Raw genomic sequence first — 25,959 nt, forward strand, 5'->3', positions numbered from 1 at the left:
CCACCATGGCTGCTGTGTCGAAGCAGGAGAGCGGCACAAAGTCCCCTTAGGGTTGCGAAGCAAGGGTTACATCGGCCAGGATGGGAAATTCACCATTATTCTTATAATGGTGAATACGGCGACGCGTAACAGTTGCGTTTCGACATCTAAAGATTCCATTGTGACGTGCACTAAGTTTTCCCTTTATCGCAGTTCCAGATAAGTGACCCCTAGCTTTTATCCCGAGATGTACGCGTGCTGACTGGTGAGCTGACCAGGGCGCCGTGCATTTGAACAACGAGCGCGCAATGGTGTGAGGTAAACCTTGCGACCTGCTGTCAATGAGCTTCGAGAACGTCGGCACGCCTCGCTTGTAGCCATGCGCGAAGCTCGCCGGTATAGATTGCCCACTGGTCCGATAACGCGGCTGTGGCTACGATTTTTGCATTTCCGGCTTGTTCCCCCATGTCCAAGATTTCGATGACTTGGTGAGTAAAACTGTGGTTGTCCGCGACTGCAACGATTCCGCGCGAAATTAGAATTATCTCCCTGGCAGTTTCGTTCTGTTCCGGGTTCAGCCCAATAATCATGCGGTGCAAGCAGACCTCCGGACTCGCAAAGTCAGCGGCAGTAAATTTCGCTATTGCAGCGGATATTACGTGCTTGCGAACAACCGTGGCAGGTTCTGTCCCTGTCAATACGGCATCAAGGCGGGCCTTGCGTTCCTCCTCTGAAACGTAGACATCGCCGTCTTGAAGAAATAGCGTGTTAGGAAATTCGTTCATTCCAGTGAGTGATAAGCCAGCGGCTACAGTGAAGAGATTTATGGCAGCCCCATAGGTGGTAACGGAGGTGTGCCGCTTCATCCCTAAGGCGGACAGTTCGTATTCCACGATTGCGGTTGCGACGGGGTCCTCCACGAAAATCTCCAGCGGGCGTAATTGATGACCGGTTAAACGACGTAGCGCGTCTGGCTTCGTGTCGCTGAAGCAGAGTGTCCGGTGCGGAGCTTGGAAGAGATGTTTTATGCTGACCCGGTCATTCATCTCTAACACCACTTCGCGATGGGTGGTAAAAATAATCTGTAATGACTTGTCTGCGGCGCGGACTGCAAGGATAGCGATTAGATTTTTCAATGCCTCGGTGTGTAGCAGCAGGTCGATTTCGTCGATTAGAACCAAGCCGTATCTTGGCGAACCGAAAACTTGGGTCAGCAAATTGAGTACTCGCTGTTCGCCAGCGCCCATGCTGAGAGAGGAGTATCGGGTGCCTCCATGCGCCAGCCCGTTGTACCTTTTCCGCCCGGCTTGATGAGTGTTTAATTCGTCGTAACTTCTGTTGAAAATGGTGCTCATGTGGCGGCGAATAACTATTGATGCGTCGTCAGCGTGATGGTTGGTGTTGTATCGAATTATTGACGTGTAACGCTCTTCTTCAATTTTCGGCACGCAGGATGCTATTCCAATCAGCGCGACATGGCGTTGCGGGCGTCGCTCGTACTTTGGAGCCCATCTGTCACCGTCTTTTCGATAGCGCTGCGTGTGAGTTGCAAGTTCGGCGTCGCGGTAAGAATGCTCCAAGCTGAACTCGCTACCGGCCCAGTTAGCATCAGTATTTGCTGTGAACCAATGTGTGAACTTGTGATTGGGTTGCGTGCCGCCGTCAAGCGGCCGGTAGCTGCATGCCAAGGCATGGAGAATTGTAGATTTGCCGCATCCATTGGGGCCCAAGATGGCCGTCAACGGTTTCTCGTCGAAGCGAATTTCATCAAGCTCAACCAAGTTCTTAAGCTTCTTTATTTTCGCAAAATGAAGTTTCTGCTGGGTCTGAGGCATATATTTCCTGGAATCTTTGTCTATCCTGCTGGTATTTGTAAGGGGGCCGGAAGGGAATGAAGTTCACTTTTTTCTGTAGTGCTTCGAGCGTCGCCGCCTCGGCTCATAGGAGTAACCCTAGAACCTCCATATTCGCCTGGTTCGTTTTTACTTGATGACCTAATGCCGGTCACACGGTTGATATTCGGCAAATCGTCCGCTGTACTGTAGTGCGGACGCGGTCACCGCTTTGAATTTTTCTGTTCCAGCTTTTTCAATGATATCTTAAGCTATGCGATAGGCCCTCATCAGCTCGGTCTTCAGGCTACTAGGGCGCCAAATTCGGCCACAATTCCTGCCGTGCTTTTCCGCAGCGGTAATTGGGAAAAAACCACATCGCTCATTTTGTTTTGCTCGTCTTGTTTTGCACTATGTTCGTAATCGCGCTGCTAGCATCAACGAATCCGAGGGTTGCAAGCGCGCGTAAAGAATCTTCATCGGTACGCTTAGGTATGGCGAGTAAGAGAAGGTCTCTGGCACGGGTCAACGCGACATATCCAATCCTACCTTCCTCATCTACTGGGCCGGAAATAACGCCAGCGAGGCTTTCCCCCGTTGTCACATATAGAATGGCAGCGATGCCTTCACCTTTTGCCTTGTGTACGGTTGAGACGCGTATTGTGTCGTCAGATTCCATAATGCGCCCTTGGTACAATGGTGCTTTCCCGAGGTCTCGCTTTGTGAGGTTGTTTACCCAGCTTTTAGGACAGGTGAGACCACATTCATTTTCAATTTTAGGTATGACGATAATGAGTCGCTCTTTCAGCGTCGAATGCCATCGGTCGGCTGGCGTATTCGCGTCTGGAACGCCTGCCGCGCTATCCTTCAGAAATTTCCAAATGTGGCCTCTGAGCGCACGTGATAGTTGGCTTCGTTCGCCGCTCAAAATGTTGGTTCGTAGACCAATATCGTCCAGATTAAACAAACGTAAGAAGGCGTCTACGGAGCGGTTAAACGCTTTTGAGATATCGCCTCTGACGTCTCTGGCAACGGCAGCTTCAGCAAAAAGTTTGGTGGCGCCAGCTCCGAAGCTCTCCTTGCCTCCCCCAATTTTTAATGCCAGTGATTTGCCACGGGTGAGAATCGCCGCTTCGTTTAACCTGTAGTCATTGTTACGAAGAACTTGAAGAAATGTGCCAATCAATTCGGGCAGCTTTTTTGTGTCGTATTTTAAATAGAACGCACCATGCCGCCTGATTGGTGGAACACGAATATGGGTTGAGCTTCTACCGCTCACTTTGTTTGCCAAGTCCACAATTTCCTTCACTGAGCGTCTGTTCTCAGTGAGCGTTAGGTCAAATTGCTGGCCGGGAATTGCGAAGTTGCTCAAGAAGCTTCCGTCTGAGTCGGCAAACTCGAAGATTGCTTGGTGTGGGTCGCCGACCAGTGTAAGTACACTGCCCGCTCTCTGTAGCAATAACAGCGCTTTGCCATGAAGTGAGCCAATGTCTTGCGCTTCATCTACCAGAATGTGAGCAAACTTTTTCGCTAAAATTGGCGATAAACCTTTGGTCCTCTGAAGAGTTAGGACTGCCCAGAGCCGTCCCAACGCGTGACTGTAAGCTCCAGTGGCTGCAAGAGACAATGCGGCTTTTTTACATCCATCGAACGGAAATTTTTTAAGGGTTTGAGGATTAACGAAATGTAGCTCTCCACCTGAAAGAAGGCGAACGTCAAGGTCAACAATTCGCATTCGACGGTCCCCATCCACAACTTGGAATGTAGAATTGCGAAGAAAAAGTTCTCGACCGTGGACTAGAAATGGGCGCACTTTGCATCCCATAACGTGATGCGCGTGCGGGGCCAAAACATATGTAGTTAGAAAAGAATCGACTGTGCAAATCAACACGCGTTTCGATAAATTTTTATAAGCTTTAGCAGCCTCTTCGTATTCTTCTCTAAAAGTGTCGACGGCCGTATTCGAATACGAAAGTAGAACGGCGTAGGACCTAGACTCTGCCATTCGCTGGCGCACCTCGAGTAGGCGTCGGACTGCGGTCGCTGTCTTCCCGCTACCGGCGCAGGCGACGACCTTCATCGGAACAAGCTCAGCCTCCAATACCAGTTTTTGTTCCTCTGTACGCGCGTACTCCACATCTACGCCCTAGTGATGAATTCGAGGGCTGCGAGCAAATACGGCGGAATCTTGAATTGAGTCTTCTGCTTGCCCACTAAGCCAGCAAGAGACTGAGCGTACTTTCCTTTCAGCACATTCGTTCCCTTCTCTCGCTGGAACATACCATTGAACAAGATTCTCGCTTTGTCACGAGGGTCCGCTTTTTTCAGTTCATCTTCCAGATTGCTCGCGATAGTTGGGTGGAGTTCCTTTAGTGCCGCAAGCATTAACGCATGGTTTTCCGTGTGCAGCGCCAAGTCGTATTCTAAGGTTTTTGCGGCAATGAATATCCCGACCGACTCAGACTTATGAGCCTCTAGAGTCTGTGCTGCACTCGACATTTTTGGCAGTTCGTCGAGTTCTGGATAGCAATCAGACGCTGGGTCTCCATCAGTTATTAGCGCCACTTTAATGTTGAGTGCATTTTCACCGAAAAGCGGTAAAAAGCAGTCAAAGTTCAAGCCCTCGGTACTCAACAAACTTACGGAGCGCTTCCTAAGGTCAAAGCCCGCGCAACGTGCCAAGGCATGGAACAGAAATAATTCAGCTGTGCCTTCAACCAAGACGACCCTTCGAGCAAAAAAGAGCTCTGCGCGAGTTACGTCTAAATAGCGCTGAAGTTTGCTTTTCTTTGCTAAAGGAGAGAACTGAATCTTTCGAGGACTGAAGGCGCGTACGCCTTCTGTGCCCCGGTGAATACAGCAGAGAGTGTCTAGGTTTGCGATGCTCGCAAAGTTTGGCGAATGGCTAGTTACGAAGATTTGAACTGCTGCAACACAAGTGGAGACAGAAGCGTCGGAGTCAGAATCAACAGGTAGCTCGAGTCCGACTATGTCGGAGGCCTCGCTTTGTATAATTGAGTGAGGGTTAACTTTTTCCTTTTCCTGAAGAAACTGGAGTAGCACAGCTTGAAGTTGAGGATGAAGGTGTGCTTCCGGTTCCTCAATGATGAGTGCTCGATAAAGTGCATCTGGATTGGTTTCCAATTCACTCAGCACCACGGCCATGTAAATCAAATTATTGAAACCGAGTCCGTTCTGTTCGACATCGAATTCGTCAACGTTGAGCTTAAGTCGTGCGGCGATTCGTTGAAAATCCGGCGCGGTCAATCCAACAGACAAACTTTGGCTCAGTTCTTCGCCCAGCATTGTTTTGTGTTGAGCCGTAATCGCCTTGCTAGTTTTTGTAACCGGGCCCTTAGCTTCGAGTTCCTGTTCAAAACTGCGAACCAAATTGACGATTTCTTCCTTTTCTGACGGCGTCGAAAGACGCGCAAGCAATCGCGCAATTTGACTGCTTCGGCTCGGCCGTAAGCCAGAAGCCGGGTCACGCAGTGGCTGAAGATAAATTGCTCTCAAGTCCTCCAGCAGCTCGGGGCTGACAGAATTTTCTTCATGAGCACCGCACCAGCGTTTCGGACGTAGGCGACCGGAGGCCGACGTCGAATACCTGATACCGAAATGAGCTTCGTATTTGCCCTCGACCTCGGACGGCTTTAGCGCAGTAACGAAGTCCGCTTCGTCTTCTGGCGACAGTCCTTTAAACACATATGAAAAGACGATTTCGTTGGAGCGATTCCCATCTCCGCTAACATGTAAGTCAGTTTCGTCAAGCCTTAGGTTACCCTCTTCCGTCGCAGTCAACAAAGCGCGCAGACCATCAACCACTGCGGTCTTGCCAGCGTTATTTTCACCCACGATAATGTTCAATCCTGGCTGAAAAGATAACTTTAAATGACGGACCTTTCGAAAGCCCGAAATTGTTAGGTCAGCTAGATACATCTCTGCGTCTCCTCGCACCGAATTTGGTGCCAGTGCTGAGGATACTTTCAAACCATGCTTGTTATCAAGAAGGAATTGTGTAATTTGAAATTTCTTGCTGGAATACATGGTGTTCGTTGCGCGATTCAGGCAGGAGGAGAAGGGGACAGCCTCCATCGCGTGTCCTTAGGGCCCACATTTCCACCCAGAACACAATTGCCGTCATAATGTGCTTTTTGCCAAATAGCCAGACTTCCTGATGCTCGACGATATCAAAAAAACACTTTGGGCCACCGCTGACAAGCTGCGTGCCAACATGGACGCTGCCGAATACAAGCACCTCGTGCTCGGCCTTATTTTCGTGAAATACATTTCTGACACTTTTGACGCCCGGCGAGTCGAACTTGCCAAGCGGTTTGCCGACGAGTCGGACGAGTACTTCTTGCATGATTCTGACGCCGAATTGGTTGCGGACGAGTTAGAAGACCGCGACTACTATAAAGCCACGAACGTGTTCTGGGTGCCAGAGTCGGCTCGTTGGGAGGCATTGCGTGGTGCCGCGAAACAAGTCGATATTGGCAAGAGTATCGATGATGCGCTGACCCAGATTGAGCTGGAGAACCCCAAGCTAAAAGGCATTCTGGACAAGCGCTACGCCCGCGCGCAACTGCCTGACGGTAAGCTTGGCGAACTGGTTGACTTAGTCTCTACCATCGGCTTTGGCGACAATCCGAGCACAGCCCGCGATATCCTCGGCCAAGTCTACCAGTACTTCCTGGGTATGTTCGCCAGCGCCGAAGGCAAGCGCGGCGGCCAGTTCTACACTCCAGCCAGCATTGTCAAAACGCTGGTTGCCATTCTTAGCCCTCACAGCGGTCAGGTGTACGACCCATGCTGCGGGTCAGGCGGCATGTTCGTACAGTCCGAAAAATTCATTGAAGCCCACGGTGGCAAGCTGGGCGATGTTTCCATTTACGGGCAAGAGGCAAATCCGACCACTTGGCGCTTGGCTGCGATGAACCTCGCCATTCGCGGCATTGACTTCAATCTGGGCCGCGAGCCTGGTGACACCTTTACCCGCAATCAGCACCCAGACCTGCGTGCCGACTTCATTCTGGCCAACCCTCCCTTCAACATCAGCGACTGGTGGCACGGCAGCCTGACAGGTGACCCGCGCTGGGCTTACGGCGACCCACCGCAAGGCAACGCCAACTACGCTTGGTTGCAGCACATGCTGTACCACCTCAAGCCAAACGGTCGAGCCGGTATTGTGTTGGCCAATGGCTCCATGAGCTCCAGTCAAAACAATGAGGGCGTCATTCGCGCGGCAATGGTCGATGCTGACGTGGTGGAAGTGATGGTGGCGTTGCCGGGTCAGTTGTTCTTCAACACGCAGATTCCAGCTTGCCTTTGGTTCTTGGTCAAGCAGAAGACACACCGCAAGGGCGAGGTGCTGTTCATTGACGCTCGCAAGGTCGCCACCATGATTAGCCGTGTGCAGTCCGAGTTGACTGACGAGGTCATTGAAAGGATAGCGAGCGTCGTCGCCGCCTGGCGCGGTGAGCCGGATGCCTGCGAGTACCTTGATGTCGCGGGCTTCTGCCGTAGCGTCAAACTGTCCGAAATTGCCGCGCACGGCCATGTGCTCACGCCTGGACGATATGTGGGTGCGGAAGAGGTCGAGGACACCGATGAAGATTTTGCCACCAAGATGCAGAAGCTCAGTGAGAAATTAGGTGAACAAATGGCCGTCGGAGCGGAGCTTGACCAACTGATTCGCAAGAAGCTCGGAGGGTTAGGGTATGAGTTCTGAGTGGATTCGCACCACCATCGGTTCCCAATCAACGCTTCAGCGTGGTTTTGACATTACAAAGGCGGCTCAGCGAGAAGGTCCTATTCCGGTTATTTCTTCAGCCGGAATATCAAGCCGACATGATACGGCTATGGTCAAAGGTCCCGGTGTTGTCTTGGGGCGGAAAGGCGTTGTTGGGAGTGTCCATTTTGTTGAGGGGGATTATTGGCCGCACGATACAACGTTATGGGTGAAGGACTTTCATGGGAATAACGAGCTTTTTACCTATTATTTTTTCCGTGCACATGCCAGCATCCTAAGCTCGCTTGACGTCGGCTCTGCAAACCCTACCCTTAATCGAAATCACGTTCACCCTATCGAAGTATCATGGCCTGGAATTCAAGAACAAGAACAAATTGCTTCGTTCCTTGGGGTGCTCGACGACCGCATCAGCCTTCTGCGTGAAACCAACGCTACGCTTGAGGGAATCGCGCAGGCGCTGTTCAAGTCTTGGTTTGTCGACTTTGACCCTGTGCGCGCCAAGACACACGGCCGCATTCCTGAAGGCATGGATGAGGCCATGGCGTCGTTGTTTCCAGATGGCTTTGAGGAGTCGGAATTGGGGCTGGTGCCACGAGGGTGGTCGCTAGTTCCTCTGTATGACTTAGCAACATATATCAATGGAGCTGCATACAAGGCGTTTTCGCCAAACTTAGAGCGTCGGGGACTGCCAATCATAAAAATTGCTGAGCTTAAGGCTGGAGTTTCCTCCCAAACAGCTTATTCAGACGTAGTCATGCCCGAAAAGTATCGTATCAATACCGGGGACATATTGTTCTCATGGTCGGGCAACCCGGATACTTCAATTAACACATTCGTGTGGATTCACGGACAAGCGTGGCTGAATCAGCATATCTTCCGAGTACTGCCACGAGAGGAGCACGAGCGGTCTTTTTTGCTCAGGGCGCTTAAGCATTTACGGCCGGTCTTCGCTGAGTTAGCTCGAAATAAACAGACAACGGGACTGGGGCATGTAACGGTTGCAGACTTGAAGCGATTGCGGGTTCCCAAACCCGATAATGTATTGCTTTCTCACTTCGACAGTGTTGTATCCGCAATTCACGACATGATGTTTAACAACGACCGAACGGTTCAATCTTTAGTAACCATCCGAGACACGCTGCTACCGCGCTTGATTTTCGGCCAGTTGCGCCTTTCCGACGTAGAACCCCCAATCGAAGCTATTGCCGCCTGAGGCTAGAAACCATGACCGAAGACCAACTGGAACAAGAAACCCTGGCTTGGCTGCGAGACGTCGGCTACACCCATCTCTATGGTCCCGACATCGCCTTTGATGGTGTTCGACCAGAGCGCATAGACTATCGCCAAGTTCAGTTGGCATTCCGTTTGCGTGAAGCGATTCAAAGGCTCAATCAGGATATTCCGGTTGCTGCATGTGAGGATGCCCTAAAACATGTCTTAGACCTCGGTATTCCATCGCTGCTCTCGGCCAATCGGCACTTCCACAAGTTGCTGGTAGGTGGTGTGCCGGTCCAGTACCAACAGGAAGGTGAGACACGCGGGGACTTCGTTCGTCTGATTGACTGGGCACACCCTGAGCGCAACGAGTGGCTGGCGGTCAATCAGTTTTCTGTCAAGGGTCCACACCACACCCGTCGCCCGGACATCATCTTGTTCGTCAACGGTTTGCCATTGGTGTTCATCGAACTGAAGAATCCGTCTGACCAGAATGCCAATATCTGGAAAGCGTACGACCAGATTCAGACTTACAAAGAGCAAATCCCGGATGTGTTCCAGTACAACGAGGTGCTGGTCATCTCGGATGGTACCGAAGCACTGCTGGGCTCATTGTCGGCGAGCGGTGAACGCTTCATGGCTTGGCGTACCATTGATGGCGTGACGCTGGACCCTCTGGGTGAATTTAACGAACTGCAAACCTTGGTTCGTGGCGTGCTGGCGCCAGTGTATTTGCTGGACTACCTACGCTACTTCGTGTTGTTTGAAGACGATGGCCGTTTGGTGAAAAAGATTGCGGGCTACCACCAGTTTCACGCGGTGCGCTCCGCTATTGGTCAAGTGGTCACTGCATCGCGGCCCGGTGGCTCCCATAAGGGCGGGGTGGTCTGGCATACGCAGGGAAGCGGAAAGAGCATCACCATGACTTGTTTCGCCGCTCGCGTGATGCAAGAGCCAATGCTTGAGAATCCAACCATCGTTGTCATCACCGACCGAAATGACTTGGACGGCCAGCTCTTCGGTGTATTCAGCCTAGCACAGGACCTGTTGCGCGAACAACCTGTGCAGGTCAGTAGTCGGCAAGACCTGCGGGCTAAGCTGGCAAACCGGCCGTCGGGTGGTATCGTGTTCGCCACCATCCAAAAGTTTATGCCAGGCGAGGACGAGGACGTCTTTCCTATCCTCTCCGAGCGTTCGAATATCGTGGTCATTGCCGATGAAGCCCACCGGACTCAATACGGCTTTGAGGCAAAGCTCAAAGGCAAGCCTGGGCAGGAGACCTACCAGGTGGGTTATGCCCAGCACCTGCGCGATGCACTGCCAAATGCCACCTTCGTTGCCTTCACCGGCACTCCGGTTAGCAGTGAGGACCGCGATACGCGCGCGGTCTTTGGTGACTACATCTCGGTCTACGACATGCAGCAGGCCAAGGAAGATGGTGCCACTGTCGCCATCTACTATGAGTCGCGTCTCGCTAAGCTCAGGCTTAAAGACGAAGACCTGCCGCTGATTGACGACGAGGTGGATGAGCTCGCCGAGGAGGAAGAGGAGGGCGAGCAGTCCAAGCTCAAGAGCCGTTGGGCGGCCTTGGAAAAAGTTGTCGGCGCAGGTCCTCGAGTCACTAGCGTTGCAGCTGATTTGGTAGCGCACTTCGAAGAACGCAGCAAAGCTCAAACTGGGAAAGCCATGGTGGTAGCCATGAGCCGTGACATCTGCGTTCATCTTTATGACGAGATAGTGAAGCTTCGTCCGGGCTGGCATGATGCGGACCCGGAAAAAGGGGCTATCAAGGTGGTTATGACAGGTTCGGCTAGTGACAAGGCTTTGCTACGTCCCCACATCTACAACGGTCAGGTCAAAAAGCGTCTTGAGAAGCGATTTAAAGACCCTACAGACCCTTTACGCCTGGTCATCGTGCGGGACATGTGGCTGACCGGCTTTGACGCGCCTTGCGTCCATACGCTGTATGTCGATAAACCAATGAAGGGGCATAACCTGATGCAGGCTATAGCCCGCGTAAATCGGGTGTTCAAGGATAAGCAAGGTGGACTGGTCGTGGACTATATCGGCATCGGCAATGAGCTGAAGGCCGCGATGAAGGAGTATACGCAGTCAAATGGTCGAGGCAAACCGACCGTGGACGCGCATGAAGCCTACAGCCTGTTGATGGAGAAGATGGACATTTTACGCGGGATGCTGCATGGGTACGATTACACGGCCTTCCTAACCGCTGGCCATAAAGCACTTGCAGGCGCAGCCAACCATGTTCTCGGTATCAAGGATGGTAAAAAGCGTTTCGCCGACGTAGCTCTTGCCATGAGTAAGGCGTTTACCCTGTGCTGCACTTTGGACGAAGCTAAAGAGGTGCGTGAGGAGGTGGCGTTCCTCCAAGGTGTGAAAGTCATTCTTACCAAGAGAGACATCACCGCCCAGAAGAAAACTGATGAACAGCGGGAGCTGGCTATTCGGCAAATCATTAGTTCAGCAGTCGTGTCAGACAGTGTCGTTGACATCTTCGATGCGGTCGGTCTAGAGAAACCCAACATCGGTCTGCTGTCCGATGAGTTCCTGGCGCAGGTTAAGAATCTGCCGGAGAAAAATCTGGCAGTTGAGCTCTTGGAGCGCTTGTTGGAAGGTGAGATAAAGAGCCGCTTTGCCAGCAATCTAGTTCAGGAAAAGAAGTTTTCTGAACTGCTTTCGAATGTTGTAACCCGCTATCAAAACCGCTCGATTGAAACGGCCCAAGTCATGCAAGAGCTGGTCGACATGGCCAAGAAATTCAGGGAAGCTGCTCGTCGGGGAGAGCAGTTGGGTCTTACTGACGATGAGGTTAAGTTCTATGATGCGCTTGCGACGAATGAGTCCGCCGTTCGCGAGCTTACAGACGAGACACTGAAGAAGATTGCGCACGAGCTGACTGAGAACCTTCGTCAGAACATCTCGGTCGACTGGTCCGCGCGCGAAAGTGTACGCGCGACACTACGCTTGATGGTGAAGCGCATCCTCCGGAAGTACAAATACCCGCCGGACCAACAGGAAAAGGCTGTCGAGCTAATCTTGCAGCAGGTCGAGGCGCTCGGTGAAGCATGGGCATGAATTCATTGCAGCGCAAATTCGATATTCGTAATTTTGCGACCTTTATAGTGCTGGGACGTGATTTTCTCCATCGCCTGAAATTCTATATCCAGCCCCCTGCCAAAATTTTCAAGGAGTTCCATTGACACAAACGCTTACGGCCAAAGAACAGTCGCTCGATAAAATTTTCAGCGATGATTTTGCGTTCACAATTCCTGGCTACCAGAGGCCATATTCTTGGGGAAGAGACCAAGCCCAAGAGCTTTTGGACGACTTGCTTGCAGCGTTGGCCACCGCACCGGCAAACGTCAAGGATGCAGCGCCATATTTTTTGGGTAGCATTGTGCTCATTAAAAAAGATGCGTCGGCGGAATCCACGGTTGTTGACGGGCAGCAAAGGCTAACCACACTTACATTGTTGCTATCCGCCGTCCGCGCGACCGTGCAAGTCAAAGATGTGCAGACCGGTATAACCAAACGTATCTATGAACATGGCGACGTAGTCTCGGCGACACCGGCGCGCTATCGGCTATTGCTGCGAGAGAGGGACCGGGACTTCTTCCGCGAGTACGTCCAGCACGAGGGTGGTTTGCAGGCACTTATCGAACTCAATACTCCGTTGCCTGATGCGCAGTCTCGCTTGCGAGTCAATGGCCAGGTGTTCATGGAGGGGCTGGCGAAATTGGCCCAGTCCGAGCTGGTGAGACTCGTGCAGTTCATTATTACCGGCTGCTACTTGGTGACTGTCGCGACGCCAGACCTGGACTCAGCCTACCGTATTTTTGGGGTGCTCAATAGTCGCGGCCTTGACCTGAGCGCGACCGATATTCTCAAGGCCGAAATCATTGGAGGTATTGAGCCTGGGCTGCGCGATGCATATACGAAGAAATGGGAAGACGAAGAAGAGGATTTGGGGCGAGACGAGTTCGGTGAACTTTTCAGCCACATCCGCATGGTCTATCGCAAGGCGAAGCCACAAGGTACCCTGCTCAAGGAGTTTAAGGAACACGTGGTGCCCGCACAGCAACCTCAATCGTTTGTAGATGAGATTTTGCTGCCTATGGCCCAGGCCTTTAGTGAGCTACGTGACGCCGATTATGCTAGCCATAAGCATGCGGAACAGGTAAACGAACATCTGCGATGGCTCAATCGCTTAGAGTTCAAGGACTGGGTTTCTCCAGCGTTAGTATTCTTTGTACGGTATCGTCAACAGCCGGACGCCGTGCTGAATTTCTTCCGCGACTTAGAGCGGCTGGGGTATTCGATGTTGGTCCGCAAGAGCGGTGTGAATGAGCGTATTGAACGATTCTCAGCGTTGACAGGCGCCATCGAACGTGGCGAAGACTTGGTTGCTAACAGCTCGCCGTTGCAACTTACGCCGCTGGAGCAGTATCAGACATATGCAGCGTTACAAGGTCCGCTTTATGAGACGCATTCGCCGCGTGCGTTAGCGATTATCCTATTGCGCCTTGACCATTTGATGTCTGACGGCAGCGCCAGCTATCAACAAGGCACGGTGTCGATAGAGCATGTGATGCCTCAACAGCCTGCACCGAATAGCCAATGGTTGGGTTGGGTACCTGAGGTGCAGGTTCACCAGAACTGGGTGCATCGTCTCGGGAACCTCGCTTTGCTTAGTCGTAGGAAGAATAGCGCTGCCAGCAATTACGAATTTGAGAAGAAAAAGAAGGCCTACTTTACCAAAGGTGGTGTTTGTTCGTTCGCGCTTACGACTCAAGTTCTGCAATACGACACCTGGACTGCGGAAGTGATGGCGCAGCGCCAAAGCCAGATTTTGAAAACTTTTGAGGCGCACTGGCGTCTTCATGGTCGGAAGAGTCGAGCGGACCTTGCCGAGGCTCTGCTGGTCGACCTTGCTTCCGCTGGTGACGTTGCGCTCTTCGAATTGAGTAGTACTAAACACGGTATAGGTGCGATTGCGCGCGAAACTGGCAAAGCGTTTACGGTGTTGGCTGGCTCGCAAGCTAGGCTGGAGTGGACAGGGCAACCGCACTCCTATCAGCAACTGCGTGATGAATTATTGACGGTGGGCGCTCTTAGTCTTTCTTCCGACGACAAGAGTCTGGAGTTCACTCGGGATGTAGACTTCAGTAGCCCAAGTGCCGCATCTGCCACTGTGTTGGCACGCACTGATAATGGTAGAAATACATGGCGCTTGAAGGGCTCCTCCGTCACTTATGCTGCGTGGCAGGACAACCTTCCTGTGAATCAGCCAGCCACCGGTCGTGCTGAGGATTAAGAGGGTTTAGCAGGGCGGTTTAATAAGGTGAAAGACGCTCGTCCTTTGAATTTGATTCAATTGATAGTTGTAGGGGTATCAAAAATGAGAGTAAAGAGCATCGAATTGGTTAACTTTCGAGGGCTGGAGATAATTCCGCTATCCTTTACAGAGCGGACGACGGCGCTTGTAGGAATCAATGGCGTTGGTAAGTCTTCCGTGCTGGATGCGCTTGCGATTTCATTGTCAAACTTGACCGCGCGCATTATGGGGCAGCCTGCGAAAGCGCGAAGCATGTCTATGGATGATATCCGGGTTGGTGCTAGCTTCGCTAGGTTGACCACTACTGCGGAGCTGAACTTTCCATCACCAACGACATGGGCGGTGGCCTTAAATCGAAAAGGCGGCAAGCACCCGCCAGAACGCAGCAGTGAGCTTGAAGCGTTAAAAGTCCAAGCTGACCTTTTGCACATGCGAATGGAAGTGCGCAACTCGGCAGAAAATCCTATCAACTTACCTCTGGCTGTTTACTATGATGTGCATCGAGCTGTGCTTGACGTGCCCCTGCGCGTACGGGAGTCTCTTGAGATAAGTCCACATGCTGCCTACGATGATGCTTTGGCGCATGGTGGAACTGACTTCAAGGGATTCTTCAAATGGTTCCGAAATAAAGAAGACTCAGAAAACGAGGCCATTCGAGACAACCCTGTCTACCGTGACCGGGACTTGTCAGCTGTGCGTAGAGCCATCGAACTATTTACTGGATTCACTGACTTGCGTATTCGGCGAAAGCCAGCATTGCGTATGACAGTCAAGAAAGGTGACACAGAGTTGAATGTGTTGCAGTTGTCTGATGGGGAGAAGTGCATGCTCGCTCTCGTGGGGGACTTAGCCCGGCGATTGACTCTTCTTAACTTTGTCGGGGACGACCCACTTCACGGCCATGGCGTGGTGTTGATTGACGAGATTGATTTGCACCTTCATCCTACTTGGCAGCGAACTGTTGTGGCTTCACTGGCTAATACTTTTCCGAACTGCCAATTCATTATCACCACCCACTCTGCACAAGTTTTAGGTGAACTCAGGCCGGAGGAAATTATTCTTGTCCGACCAAACGGAACAGCTCACCCGCAGGTTAGTTATGGCCTTGATTCCAGCAGAGTACTTGAAGAGATTATGGGGGCAGCTTCCAGAGCTGGAAAAGTCGAAACTGCTATTTCAGAGTTGTTTTCTTCATTGGAGCGAAATGAGCTTGAAGTGGCGCGGGAGAATCTGAATACCCTAAGCCAGATGGCGCCGGGTATTGCCGAGCTAGCTGGTGCCCAAGCGCTATTGAAACGCAAAGAGGTGCTTGGCCGATGAAACATGTTATAAAAGGTGCTGCCCCGGCAATTTTTGATGCATGGAAAGCAATGGCGAACGAGGATTGGGTCCCTACTTACGCAGGATTGCAAAACCCCGAAAAGCTTGCCTTGCAGCAGTCTCTTCTGGCAGAGCAGGGAGGGGTCTGCTGCTATTGCGGTCGTGGAATTTCAGAAGGTGATAGCCACATTGAACATTTCCGTCCTCAAACAGAACACGAAAATTTAGCTTTAGAATACTCAAATATTTTCGCTTCTTGCATCCGGGAAACTTCGCCGGGCGCCCCGCTGCATTGCGGACACGCGAAAGGCGATGAATGTGACGAAGCGAGATTAATTTCCCCTCTAGAGCCTGGTTGTGAAGCACGCTTCCTGTACACCTTGGCTGGTGAAATTTCTCCACGCGACCCAGCGGATGAGCAAGCAAAGTACATGCAGGAGCTCGTGAAGTTAGATATTGCTTTTTTGCGTAATCGACGCGAAGAGGTATTGAAACGAACATTTGATGTTGAATTCATTGATTCGGCCACTGAACTCGAATTAAAGGCATTGAGAGATGCCTTTTTAAGCCGAAATGCTGAAGGCAAATTGCAAAGCTTTGCTCATGTCCTTGCTAGATATGCGGCTCAGCGCTTAGATGACTCCACCGATGGGCCTGGTATTTGAGTTTTTATTCGTGCTTTTTTCACCATTATCTGCATAATAGTGAAAACGTATGCCGCAGAAGGGAGTACGTGATGATTGCACAGTCCTCCCTCAGGTCACTCGGGGATTTTCAGTTCGGAAGCGATATCTTCGCGAGTGCTGTATGTTCTGAGTCCATACCGGCTGAAGTGATTATTCCGGTTTGGTCAGTCAGCTGCCAGGAAACCGCCGTCGTTGTGCCTACCATGACCTTGTACTCGCAAAACAGGCAGTCCTTTGCAATTATGTCGGCGTCTGATGAAATCGTTCTCAAAGCCAACGTGTACACTGAACGTCCGGTCAAAGTTTTTCGGAGAATGCCACCCCTGACAGCAAGGTCGAGTGGTGAATTTCCTTGTGCATCAATAAGATAAAGGGCCGTAAGTCCTTTGTCGCACTCGTCGACCAGTGCGGAGAATGTGGCTACTTGGTCTGTAAACTTTTTTAGCGTTGCGGCTCGGTCGGCTTTTTCTTTCTTTGTCTCATTTCCCACTGGTTTCGCCATCGTTGCAATTTTTTCGTTTGCCGTTTTAATCTCGTCCCGTGATAGCCCAATTTCCTGCGTCAATTCAGCCGCAAGCGTAAGCTCGATTGGAGCGTTTTTGTCAGCGACGCCTGGTACCGGAACTGTTGAGAGATTCGTAATCGCGCTTGGGTTGTGAACGGTGATGCACTCGCTAGCTGCGAGCTTACCTACCACTTCGGATTGGAAGGCGCTATCCGCTACAGCTTGATGGCTAACCGAATCGAATGCTCGACTTGGTTTAAGTATCAGTGCGAACGAGGCCGCCAATTGCACAACATCCGATATTACGCCTATTGCTGGGGCTGCCGCCTTCTCGTCTTTGGCCTCTGTGGAGGCTTTTAGTAGAGCTCGCTGCGCTATGAGTTTTTTCTTTGCCAGAGACAGTACTGATTGCGTCGATGCTGATTGAGTTAATAGCGATTGTGCGCTTGAGTCAGTGAGTAGGATGGAAATCGGATTGGTTTTGTCATCGTCTTTAGCGCAGCATTTTTGCGGTGTTGCGGTACGGATGATGTTAACGATACGGGCAGCAATTGTTGCCGCATTGGAGTACGCGAGTTTAGATGTCGAGGCGGTCAACTTCGGGGCTTTTGGGTCCGCTATTTTATATTTGTCGGGGTCTGGAATTAAAGATTGGTAATAGGCTTGTTGAGAGGTAAGATTTGCGATTTGTGCTTTAGTTAAATCTGCGTTTGCCGTTTGCATTGCCGTTGCGGCTGTGGCCTTGTCTTTTGCGATGCTTGCGGCGGTAGCGGCATCCTCTTTCTCGTCTGCTCGTACATTGCCTATAGACGTAATGCAGACGATAACACCCGATAATGCTCCGATTAGCCAGTTTTTCATTTTGGTTCCCTTTATGTTGGACTCGATAAAACGAATTACTTTTCTATCTTTTTTTGTACAGTTTCTATGAAGCCTTTAACCCCTTTCAAATTTGATGCCGTGTCAGAAATCGTTGCCGCCCTCACCTCATCACCGGTAGCGGAAGGGCCGACGTGTAAGACATTATTTGTTGAACCCTCTGTTACAATCAATCGCGCACTTACAACTTTGAAACCTTCGGCTGCTTGAATGGTTTTGACGTCAATCTTACTGAGGTCACGCGCCGTAGTTATTTTTGAGAGGGTTTGGGAAAATGGATAGGTCACCGTTATTTCATGAGCTCCCTTCGGGATGGTGACGCCACCATCAAGGAAACCTTTTAGAGCAACGCCCTTGGTGGCTGAAAAAACGTTGGCATTAGGTGGCTGGTTTGCAGCAGGGGTGGTTGGAATTGATGCATTCACTGAGAAAATATTTTCGCCGCTCATCATTAAAAGGAATGCCGCATGTCGAATTGGCCGGATAACACCTATTCCCGCACCGTCGTGGTACCCGCCTTCCACAACTCCAACTACGCGAAGTGAATTATCGAAAACCGGCGCGCCAGAGTCACCAGGATTTAATACCATTGAGGCGAGTAGCGTATCGTCTGCTTCTAAGCTTGATAGCGTGCCGCTACGGGCAAAGAAGTCAGCTTCAAATGGAAACCCCATTGCACCGATGCTTTCCCCAATGTCGGGTTGCTGGACGAGCGTTGGAATTGGCTTGCGTTGGACAGCGGTGTTTTTGAAGCGAAGGAGGGCGAAGTCAATGGGCTCTCCCGCACATTGGAGAAATGCCATTGGTTCCAATGCAGCATATTTGCTTCCCACGGCCCCTTGCACGGTGACCTCAGAAGCGCCCTTAGGCAAAATTTCTCCGGAAGGTTTGCGGAGCTTCTTATCTACCGAGTGGCAGCTTGTAAGTATGTGCCCGAGCTTGGACACTATAAACCCCGTAGCTGTCTCCGAGATAACCTGTCCAGTTACTCCGTCTGTCTTATCTATTCTAAGAAAAACGACTGAGTTGCGGTATTCCTTAACCATCTTGGTGACAATGGTTTCAGCAGCAGTGTTGCTGTGTACCGTCAGAGCGATAAGTCCGATGATGTAAGAACGAAGTGTGCTCATTGCGTCTTCTACTTTTCCACGAGCTTATCGTCTTCGGTTCCGTACAGTTGGCGCAAGGCACTTATGTCTAGCTTGGATAGCGTAACTCCGGTCTCGTAAATATCAAAGCAGTAATTCATTATCGAACGAGGGTCGTATGGTGTGAGTTCCCTGTTCCCGTTTGGACCTTGCGCTTTGCGGCCGCATTCTCCCTTCACTTCCGGACGATTTTGCTCGTGTGCGAATCCGATTGCGTGGCCGAATTCGTGCATTGCGACAGACCGAATGCACATATTTCGGCGGTCGCTGTCTTGGCATGATTGACTCCAATTTCCGAAGGTGAAGTTAAGGACCATTCCACCTGCCTGAGTACCTTTTCCTGTTTGGACGTCTTTGCCGAGCCCTCTAGTGTATGGCCCTTCATCGGAAATAGTGATTCGAATTCCAGCGTTGGTTGCACCGCATTTTTGCCAACCCGAGAAGGTAAGACCGGAATACTTTTCCCACGAATCCGCGACGGCGGTTCGGACAATTTGCATTTCTTCTTTGTATTCGTCCGAGGGATTATCCCAGCAAACAAAAATCCGTCGACTCGGCCAGATTGCAGTAGACAGTATGTACGCGTACGGTTTGATGTGGGGGTTTGCGGATACTTCGAGGTGGCTTGCTAGAGCATTAGGCGGATATTTCGGCGCTTTGGACGTGGGGTCTTTGGTAGCCGCCTGGAGGGAAAAGAATGCCGCGCAGAGAAATACTAGCAATGCCCATTTCTTAAGGGAACTCATGATTCGTTTCTCCGTTTCTTATCGTGTGACGTCGGAGCTACACAGGGTTGACGAAGTAACAATCTCGAAGCTGAACGTATCTAAGTTATCATATTTTCATGCAAAAATGCTCATAAATTTCGAGATACGGTTTCTTGGGGGTAATTGTTGCTACAGTGTTGCGCTGCGTATATCCAACAGCGGAGAGCGTGCAAATGTGGGAGACAGAATTTTGCAAGTGCGCAGGATGGCGAACTTCGGGCAGAGTGCGATTACCTGTTCCATGAAATCAATGAGACCTTGCATATTGCCAGGACTTTTCGCGATTGGGTGCGAGGCGCGAGGATGCCTCTCGCCGACGAAGCCATTTAGCGCGCGTTCATGTTAAAAGAGCTCATCTTGAAGCGGCTTGTTTTCCTTGATATCCATCAATAAGCCGGAATTTATCTTCGTGGGTTTTGGAGCCGGTTTGGCATGAAGCAGTTCTGCCGGATAGAGCTTAACGAGAGCGCGCGCAAATTCCGGACTTGTGGAACTGAGCCAATCGTCGTAGTCCTCTGGTCGCAAGATGGCGACGCCCCGCTTCTCCTCGTCGGAGTGGAAGCGCTTGAGCAAGGAATGTTCATTCGCGTTCAAAGTGAAGTGCGTGAAGGCGTTTTTGATGCTCCCGTCTGTATCTTCCCAAGTCCGCCACATGCCAGGTAAGCCGAACGGCTCACCATTCGCCATCTCTATCGCCCATCGCTCATGCTCGCCAGCCTCCCAATTCGGTTCAAAGACGGCGAGGGCAGGCACGATGCAAAGCTGCTGTTGAAGCCAAAATCGCTTGTAGTTGACTCTGCTTGCGACGTCTTCGAAGCGTGCGTTCATTGTGTCCATGCGGATGCGCGGAGGTTCGGGTGGCTCTTTGCCTTGAGCTTTAGCTTTGTCGACTGCACGTGCGTACTTTGCTTGTTCATCTTCGGTGAGCTTTTTGAACGGGCGATGGTTTTGTGGCACAAAAGCATAGGTGCCCACCAGGCCTTTTCTTACCCCATTATTATCATGGATGATGAAGGGAGCCTTGTAGTCGCGGTAGATTTCGGTCCGCCAGTCATCATCGGACTCAATGGGAGTGCGAAACCAATCGAAGGCCATCTGACGGCTTACGGTGATGTAATTGACGCACACGTGACGCTCCTAGCTAAGCAACTAACGAAAAGGATTATTTTGCAGTGTACCTTGACTGTCTGTCAGTGGAAATTCCTTGACCGCGTTTCCAGTTCACCTAGAAGGTGTGAGCAATCAACAAGGCGCTTAGCAATCAGGTTGCGGACACCTTGTTTCGACTGCCACACTCCGTAGACGCCCAGTAGCTGGGAGGTCATCAACTCACGCCGTTGCTTTTCAATCAAAGCAGGCCAGACAATGACGTTGATGGTTCCGAATTCGTCCTCCAGCGTGAGGAAAATAACGCCGTTCGCTGTCTCAGGGCGCTGCCGGACCGTCACAATGCCACATCCCCGCGCTAGCTGGCCGTCCTGGAAGGTGTTCAAAACTTCAGATGGTATAAAACGCATTTTGTACAAGCGGTCGCGCAACAGGGCCAGAGGATGCCTTCCGAGGGTAAGGCCGATGTGGCGATAATCCGCAACGATGTCTTCGCCTTCAGTCGGCGGCGCCAGTTCCAAGACGGGCTCCTCAATGGGAGCGTTTTTGAGGAGCCCCCTGTCTGGAACGCTAGCTCCCGCATTCCACATCGCTGTGCGGCGGTTGCCGGTGAGTGATGCTAACGCGTTTGCAGAAGCGAGTGCTTTCATATGCGCAGCTGTGAGGTCTGCGCGCATTGCCAAGTCTCGCGCGTTTTCGAAGTCCCGCGCGGCTCGTGCTTCCTCAATACGCCAAGCAGCTTCGCGCTCCATGCCCTTGATATTATTCAGACCCAATCGAACAGCAGGCGACGCTGTATTGGAAGGCTCTAGAGTGGCCTCCCAGGCGCTTGAGCATACATCGACCGGCCTTACCTCTACTTCGTGTCGCCGCGCGTCCTGCACGAGCGATGAGGGACTATAGAACCCCATGGGCTGGCTATTGAGCAATGCGGTCAGGAACTCGGCCGGGTGGTGGCATTTGAGCCAGCTGCTGGCGTAGGCGAGTAGGGCGAACGAATGGGCATGTGATTCGGGGAAACCGTATTCTGCAAACCCTCGAATTTGGCCGACGATGGACGTGGCAAACTCTGTGGTATATCCACGCGCGGCCATGCCGCTCATCAATTGCTCTTCGAACTGCTCAAGGCCGCCTTTTCGCTTCCAGGCTGCCATCGCCCGCCGTAGGCGGTCCGCTTCACCTGGCGTAAACCCCGCACCAACCATGGCGATAGACATTACCTGTTCTTGAAAAATTGGAACACCCAATGTCCGTTTCAATACGGCCTCGATTTGCGGGCTGGGATAAGTCACCGGTTCCTCACCGCGACGTCGCCGGAGATATGGGTGAATCATCCCCCCCTGAATGGGGCCAGGTCGGATGATGGCTACCTCAATCACCAAGTCGTAGAACTCGCGCGGTTGCATGCGTGGCAGCATCGACATCTGCGCGCGGGATTCAATCTGGAACACACCAACCGTATCGGCCTTGGAAATCATGGCGTAGGTTGCTGGGTCTTCATGAGGTATGTCGCCTAGCTCGAAACGTTCCCCGCGTTGCTGGGAAATTAGCTCCAGGGTACGCGACAAGCAGGACAGCATACCAAGTGCGAGAATATCGATTTTCAGCAAGCCGATGGCGTCGATGTCGTCCTTGTCCCATTGGATTACTGTGCGCTCCGCCATCGCGGCGTTTTCAATCGGAACCAATCTGGATAAGGGCCCACGAGAAATTACAAAGCCACCTGGGTGCTGCGAAAGATGGCGTGGAAACCGCATCATTCGGTCAGCGATGTATCCCCATTTTTCAGTGACTGGCGAGTTTGGGTCGAACCCACACGTGAGTAGACGTTGCTGAAGGTCGGATTGGCCGCCCCAGCCGTGAGAAGCCTTAGCCACTTTGTCGACTACGGATAGGTCGACACCCAGAACGCGGCCGACATCTCGAACCACACTGCGAGGTCGATATGAGATGACGACGGCTGTCAATGCCGCACGAGTCCGCCCATATTTTCGATAGATGTATTGAATGACCTCTTCCCGTCTCTGATGTTCGAAATCCACGTCAATGTCCGGTGGTTCATCCCGTTCTCGTGAAATGAACCGCTCGAAAAGGAGCGTTCCGCGCGACGGGTCGACTTCGGTAATTCCCAGGCAGTAGCACACCGCGCTGTTTGCCGCAGAACCTCGCCCTTGGCATAGAATTTTTTGCGAACGAGCGAATCGAACGATGTCGAACACGGTCAAGAAGTAGGGCTCATATTTCATTTCAGCGATGAGCTCGAGCTCATACTCCAGCTGCGCATGGACATTGTGCGGAATCGCGTTGGGGTAACGCCAGTGCGCCCCGATATACGCCTGCTCTCGTAGGTAATCGGTAGCGGTCCTGCCTTCCGGCACAATCTCGCCAGGATACTCGTATTTAAGTTCGTCCAAAGAGAAGGTACACGACTGGGCAACACGTATCGTCTCGTCAAGCGCTTGTCGCGGGTACAAATTCCCCAATCGGAGCCGAGACCTAAGGTGCGCTTCGGCATTTGAAGCGAGGCGATATCCGCATTGAGAAATGGGAGTGTTGTGGCGAATGGCGGTCATCGTGTCTTGCACGACCTTCATCGACCTGACATGCATCATTACATCGCCAGTCGCGACAATAGGAAGACTGAACTCGGAAGATATTGCCTCAGTCATGGTCCGGTGTCTATCATCCTCCGCGCGGTAGTGGAGGGTGAGTGCTATGCGTGCCCTACCAGGCGCACTGCGGACCAGCCATTCCGCTTGGCGCTCGACCTCCTCATACGGTGCTTTGTATTTCGGACACAAAATGAGGTGGCAGTCTGGGAGCCCTCTGAGGTGTGCGAGTGCGGCTTCAGGGCTGGCAATGTCCCTTGGCCGGACGAGGTAACTACCCTTGGTCGCGCGCGTACGTGCTACGGTGATTAGCTCGCTCAGATTCCCATATCCGTTTCTGTTCATCGCCAAGAAAAGCACCGTGAAAGCAGGTGAGCCATCTTCGGGCGTCACCAACATCTGACTACCGATTATCAGATGCAAGTTGTGCACTTTCGCTTCCACATGCGCCTTTACCACACCGGCTAGAGAACATTCATCAGTGATGGCCAAAGCCTTGTAGCCCAACTGCGCGGCACGTTGAACCAAGAGTTCGGGCGGTGAAGCTCCTCGTAAAAAAGAGAAGTGCGTGACACACTGAAGTTCCGCGTAGTCCGGCAACGTGCCCTGTGGTTTTTTGTCGTTCATCTTCAGAACATTCCGTGCAGGTGCCAGCGCCCGTTAGGAACTCGCTCCAGATAAATCCAGTAGCACGACGAGTCTGATGCCTGCGCAATGTAATAGTCGCGAGCTGCCAACTGGTCGTTCCACCATCCTGCTTCGATTCGTTCAGGTCCTTTCAAAATTTTCAACGGTGAGTTATAAAACGGTCGGTCGCCACGGACCAACAGCTCAATCGGTTTGTCGAGCAACCAGAATGGCCGTTCAAATGATTCGTCGACTTCGTTAGGTTTTACGGTCTTCTCCGTGGCAGGCACCCAAGTATTTGATGCCTCAGGACGATGGTCGTGGGTCTCTGCTGGTACGAGAACATTTTCAGCGCCGAGACGCGCGCTGAGAAGCTCAAGTAATCGCTTGAAGTCGGCAGGGCTTCCGCCAGGTTCGGGAAACAGGTCTTCCGTTGGCGGCACCATTTCGGCAAGTAGCCGAACCTCAAGTCGCACAGCGATAACTGGAGCGACAAGTTCGACCCGACCAAGTCGCTCTTTCAGCAGGCGAAGCATATGTTCGATTCGCCAGGTAGGTTCGCCCATTCGGATTTCCACCTCTGTGGGGGTTATCGCCTCGCGCCCCCTTTCGTGCTCAAGCACCAACGCGAAAGCGCTTACCGCGTGCTGCTTCGCCGCCAACCACCCTACAAACTGCTGTAGAAGGCCCGTGGCGCCGTCTAGGAGGGCGTCTGCATGTTCGACACGGTCGAACGTCTCGATGCGGGCTACGAAGGTCTCGGGTACCCCTACCCACCGAAACATCTCGGCCGTTAGGCCATAGGCTCGGTCCAATTCGTCCAGAACTCGCTTGCTCATGCGACGCTGAATACCTTGTCGCGGCAGGCGCCGTAGTGCCGCCAAATTCGTTGCCCCGATACCCTTGAGCCATTCCAGATGCTCGACTGCTGCGGGCAGGTATTCGCAGGGAATGCGGTCTAACTGGCGCTCCAAAGAACTCATCTTTACAGTGCGGCGTAAGGTCAACTGTCGCTTGGTCAGGCGCAGACGAGCAAGCAACCACGCCCCCATCGCGGTAGGTGCTGTGCCTAGACGCACTGTCAGCCCTAAAGCATGGGTGCTTGCTCGAATCTGTCGGCTAATGGCCGCGCGGCCTCGGAACAGCCGCAAACTCGCGGTGACATCCAGCAGTAGGCTGAAATCTGCTTCATGAGTAACCTCAGGCGTGAATTGCAGCAAAGCTAACGCCACAGCGTTTCGAGTGATTTCTTCGCGTTGAACGTCTCGTTCAAGAATAGTCGTGGACGGCGCGACCGCAGATACGCCACCGGGACGCATATCTACACGCACACCCAAAGCGAACGCCTCGCGCGACACAGAAATTATTTTACCCTTCTCAACGACGGCATATGGCGCAGGTTCACACCAGCGCGGCCTGACGCACTCGAGCGGTAATAGTGGAAGGTGTACGCTGAACCAGAACCGCATTTTGGTCATCCAAGAATCGTTGACGCGCTGGCAGGTGGGCCAGTTGTACAAATAAGGGTTCGTCGTGATGTGGGCCACGACGCTTGATAATTTCTACTGAAATGCCGCCAGCGGCCGGGCGCAAGGCTAGACGGAGTGAGGCAGGCGAGGAATCGGCAGCTGCACTTAGAGGACGCAAGAGCCAAAAAGTTGTATCGGTGGTTTGCGCAGCTAGATTCAGCCTTCTGAGCGATTCGCTTCGAATATTTTTCTGCCACAGCAACACCGCCCCACAACTACCATTTCTTAAAATTTGTTCAGCCGACCAAAGCGCATCTGCTGTTGCAGGCGCTTTCACCCACAGCAAGTTGGGGCATGTGAGGTCCAAGAATTTGCACGCCGCTGAATTAGGTAGGTAGGGAGGCTGGATTAGCGCAACCCGCCTTGTTCTCGAAAGCGCGGCTAACGCAGGTTGGAGAAGGTGCATTTCTCCGATGCCAGATTGCTGCAAGAGCAGTTCTACCATCGTTGATTGCGGCCACCCCCCTTCCGGGAGCTCTGAATCCAGCGTAGCATGCCCGGACGGAGCGGATAACGTGCGGCTACGGCTCAGTTCGCTCGCACGCCACACGTGGCGCAGGGCTTCCTCAGCTGATAGCTGTGCGTCTGCGGACGGTAGAAGAGGGGGCGCAATCATGGTCTTGTGCAACAATTCGCAAAAATACTGTA

Annotated in this window: 16 protein-coding genes; 6 read left to right on the forward strand and 10 right to left on the reverse strand. The window is 52.2% G+C overall.

The features are described from left to right. Positions 1-317: 317 nt before the first annotated feature. The 3 genes from MRBLMU1_RS13270 to MRBLMU1_RS13280 all read right to left on the reverse strand — a co-directional run bounded on the left by MRBLMU1_RS13270 (position 318) and on the right by MRBLMU1_RS13280 (position 5,858). Positions 318-1,838: an AAA family ATPase gene (locus tag MRBLMU1_RS13270; protein WP_363502384.1), complete on the reverse strand. Its 1,521-nt coding sequence runs from the start codon at positions 1,836-1,838 to the stop codon at positions 318-320. A gap of 355 nt (positions 1,839-2,193) precedes the next feature. Beyond that, positions 2,194-3,948 (reverse strand): ATP-dependent helicase, encoded by a 1,755-nt coding sequence (locus MRBLMU1_RS13275; protein WP_363502029.1) that lies wholly within the window; start codon positions 3,946-3,948, stop codon positions 2,194-2,196. 2 nt (positions 3,949-3,950) lie between these two features. Continuing rightward, a complete protein-coding gene (locus MRBLMU1_RS13280; protein WP_363502031.1) occupies positions 3,951-5,858 on the reverse strand; it encodes an ATP-dependent nuclease in 1,908 nt (635 codons plus the stop codon). Between the two features lie 130 nt (positions 5,859-5,988). Between MRBLMU1_RS13280 and MRBLMU1_RS13285 the strand changes: the two genes are divergently transcribed. The 6 genes from MRBLMU1_RS13285 to MRBLMU1_RS13310 all read left to right on the forward strand — a co-directional run bounded on the left by MRBLMU1_RS13285 (position 5,989) and on the right by MRBLMU1_RS13310 (position 16,119). Then, positions 5,989-7,542, forward strand: coding sequence for a type I restriction-modification system subunit M (locus tag MRBLMU1_RS13285; protein ID WP_363502033.1), 1,554 nt, complete (start codon positions 5,989-5,991; stop codon positions 7,540-7,542). Beyond that, entirely contained in the window at positions 7,532-8,776 is a 1,245-nt protein-coding gene (locus tag MRBLMU1_RS13290) for a restriction endonuclease subunit S (protein ID WP_363502035.1), read from the forward strand. Before MRBLMU1_RS13285 ends, MRBLMU1_RS13290 begins: the two co-directional genes overlap by 11 nt. 11 nt (positions 8,777-8,787) lie before the next feature. Further along, positions 8,788-11,874, forward strand: a complete 3,087-nt coding sequence (locus MRBLMU1_RS13295) for a type I restriction endonuclease subunit R (RefSeq protein ID WP_363502037.1) — start codon at positions 8,788-8,790, stop codon at positions 11,872-11,874. A 121-nt stretch (positions 11,875-11,995) separates the two neighbouring features. Beyond that, a complete protein-coding gene (locus tag MRBLMU1_RS13300; RefSeq protein ID WP_363502039.1) occupies positions 11,996-14,113 on the forward strand; it encodes a DUF4357 domain-containing protein in 2,118 nt (705 codons plus the stop codon). 45 nt (positions 14,114-14,158) lie between these two features. After that, positions 14,159-15,454 (forward strand): AAA family ATPase, encoded by a 1,296-nt coding sequence (locus MRBLMU1_RS13305; protein WP_363502041.1) that lies wholly within the window; start codon positions 14,159-14,161, stop codon positions 15,452-15,454. After that, positions 15,451-16,119 carry a retron system putative HNH endonuclease gene (locus tag MRBLMU1_RS13310; RefSeq protein ID WP_363502043.1) on the forward strand — a complete coding sequence of 223 codons (669 nt, stop codon included), beginning with the start codon at positions 15,451-15,453 and terminating at the stop codon, positions 16,117-16,119. The genes MRBLMU1_RS13305 and MRBLMU1_RS13310 overlap by 4 nt, the downstream gene beginning before the upstream one ends. A 109-nt stretch (positions 16,120-16,228) precedes the next feature. On the opposite strand, the gene MRBLMU1_RS13315 is transcribed toward MRBLMU1_RS13310, so the two are convergent. The 7 genes from MRBLMU1_RS13315 to imuA form a co-directional block, all read right to left on the reverse strand. Beyond that, complete coding sequence (locus MRBLMU1_RS13315; protein ID WP_363502045.1) at positions 16,229-17,506, reverse strand: hypothetical protein; 1,278 nt, start codon at positions 17,504-17,506, stop codon at positions 16,229-16,231. A gap of 35 nt (positions 17,507-17,541) precedes the next feature. Next, complete coding sequence (locus MRBLMU1_RS13320; RefSeq protein ID WP_363502048.1) at positions 17,542-18,654, reverse strand: S1 family peptidase; 1,113 nt, start codon at positions 18,652-18,654, stop codon at positions 17,542-17,544. A gap of 8 nt (positions 18,655-18,662) precedes the next feature. Then, positions 18,663-19,418, reverse strand: a complete 756-nt coding sequence (locus MRBLMU1_RS13325) for a M57 family metalloprotease (RefSeq protein ID WP_363502050.1) — start codon at positions 19,416-19,418, stop codon at positions 18,663-18,665. Between the two features lie 363 nt (positions 19,419-19,781). Next, positions 19,782-20,567, reverse strand: coding sequence for an SOS response-associated peptidase family protein (locus MRBLMU1_RS13330; protein WP_363502052.1), 786 nt, complete (start codon positions 20,565-20,567; stop codon positions 19,782-19,784). A gap of 62 nt (positions 20,568-20,629) precedes the next feature. After that, positions 20,630-23,782 carry an error-prone DNA polymerase gene (locus MRBLMU1_RS13335; RefSeq protein ID WP_363502054.1) on the reverse strand — a complete coding sequence of 1,051 codons (3,153 nt, stop codon included), beginning with the start codon at positions 23,780-23,782 and terminating at the stop codon, positions 20,630-20,632. A 2-nt stretch (positions 23,783-23,784) separates the two neighbouring features. Continuing rightward, positions 23,785-25,260, reverse strand: coding sequence for a Y-family DNA polymerase (locus MRBLMU1_RS13340; protein WP_363502056.1), 1,476 nt, complete (start codon positions 25,258-25,260; stop codon positions 23,785-23,787). Continuing rightward, the gene (gene imuA, locus MRBLMU1_RS13345) at positions 25,184-25,927 is read right to left on the reverse strand and encodes a translesion DNA synthesis-associated protein ImuA (RefSeq protein WP_363502058.1); all 744 of its coding nucleotides are present in this window, start codon (positions 25,925-25,927) and stop codon (positions 25,184-25,186) included. The genes MRBLMU1_RS13340 and imuA overlap by 77 nt, the downstream gene beginning before the upstream one ends. Between the last annotated feature and the right edge of the window lie 32 nt (positions 25,928-25,959).

This window comes from Burkholderia sp. LMU1-1-1.1 (genome assembly GCF_040675865.1).
Lineage (GTDB): Bacteria > Pseudomonadota > Gammaproteobacteria > Burkholderiales > Burkholderiaceae_D > Rugamonas.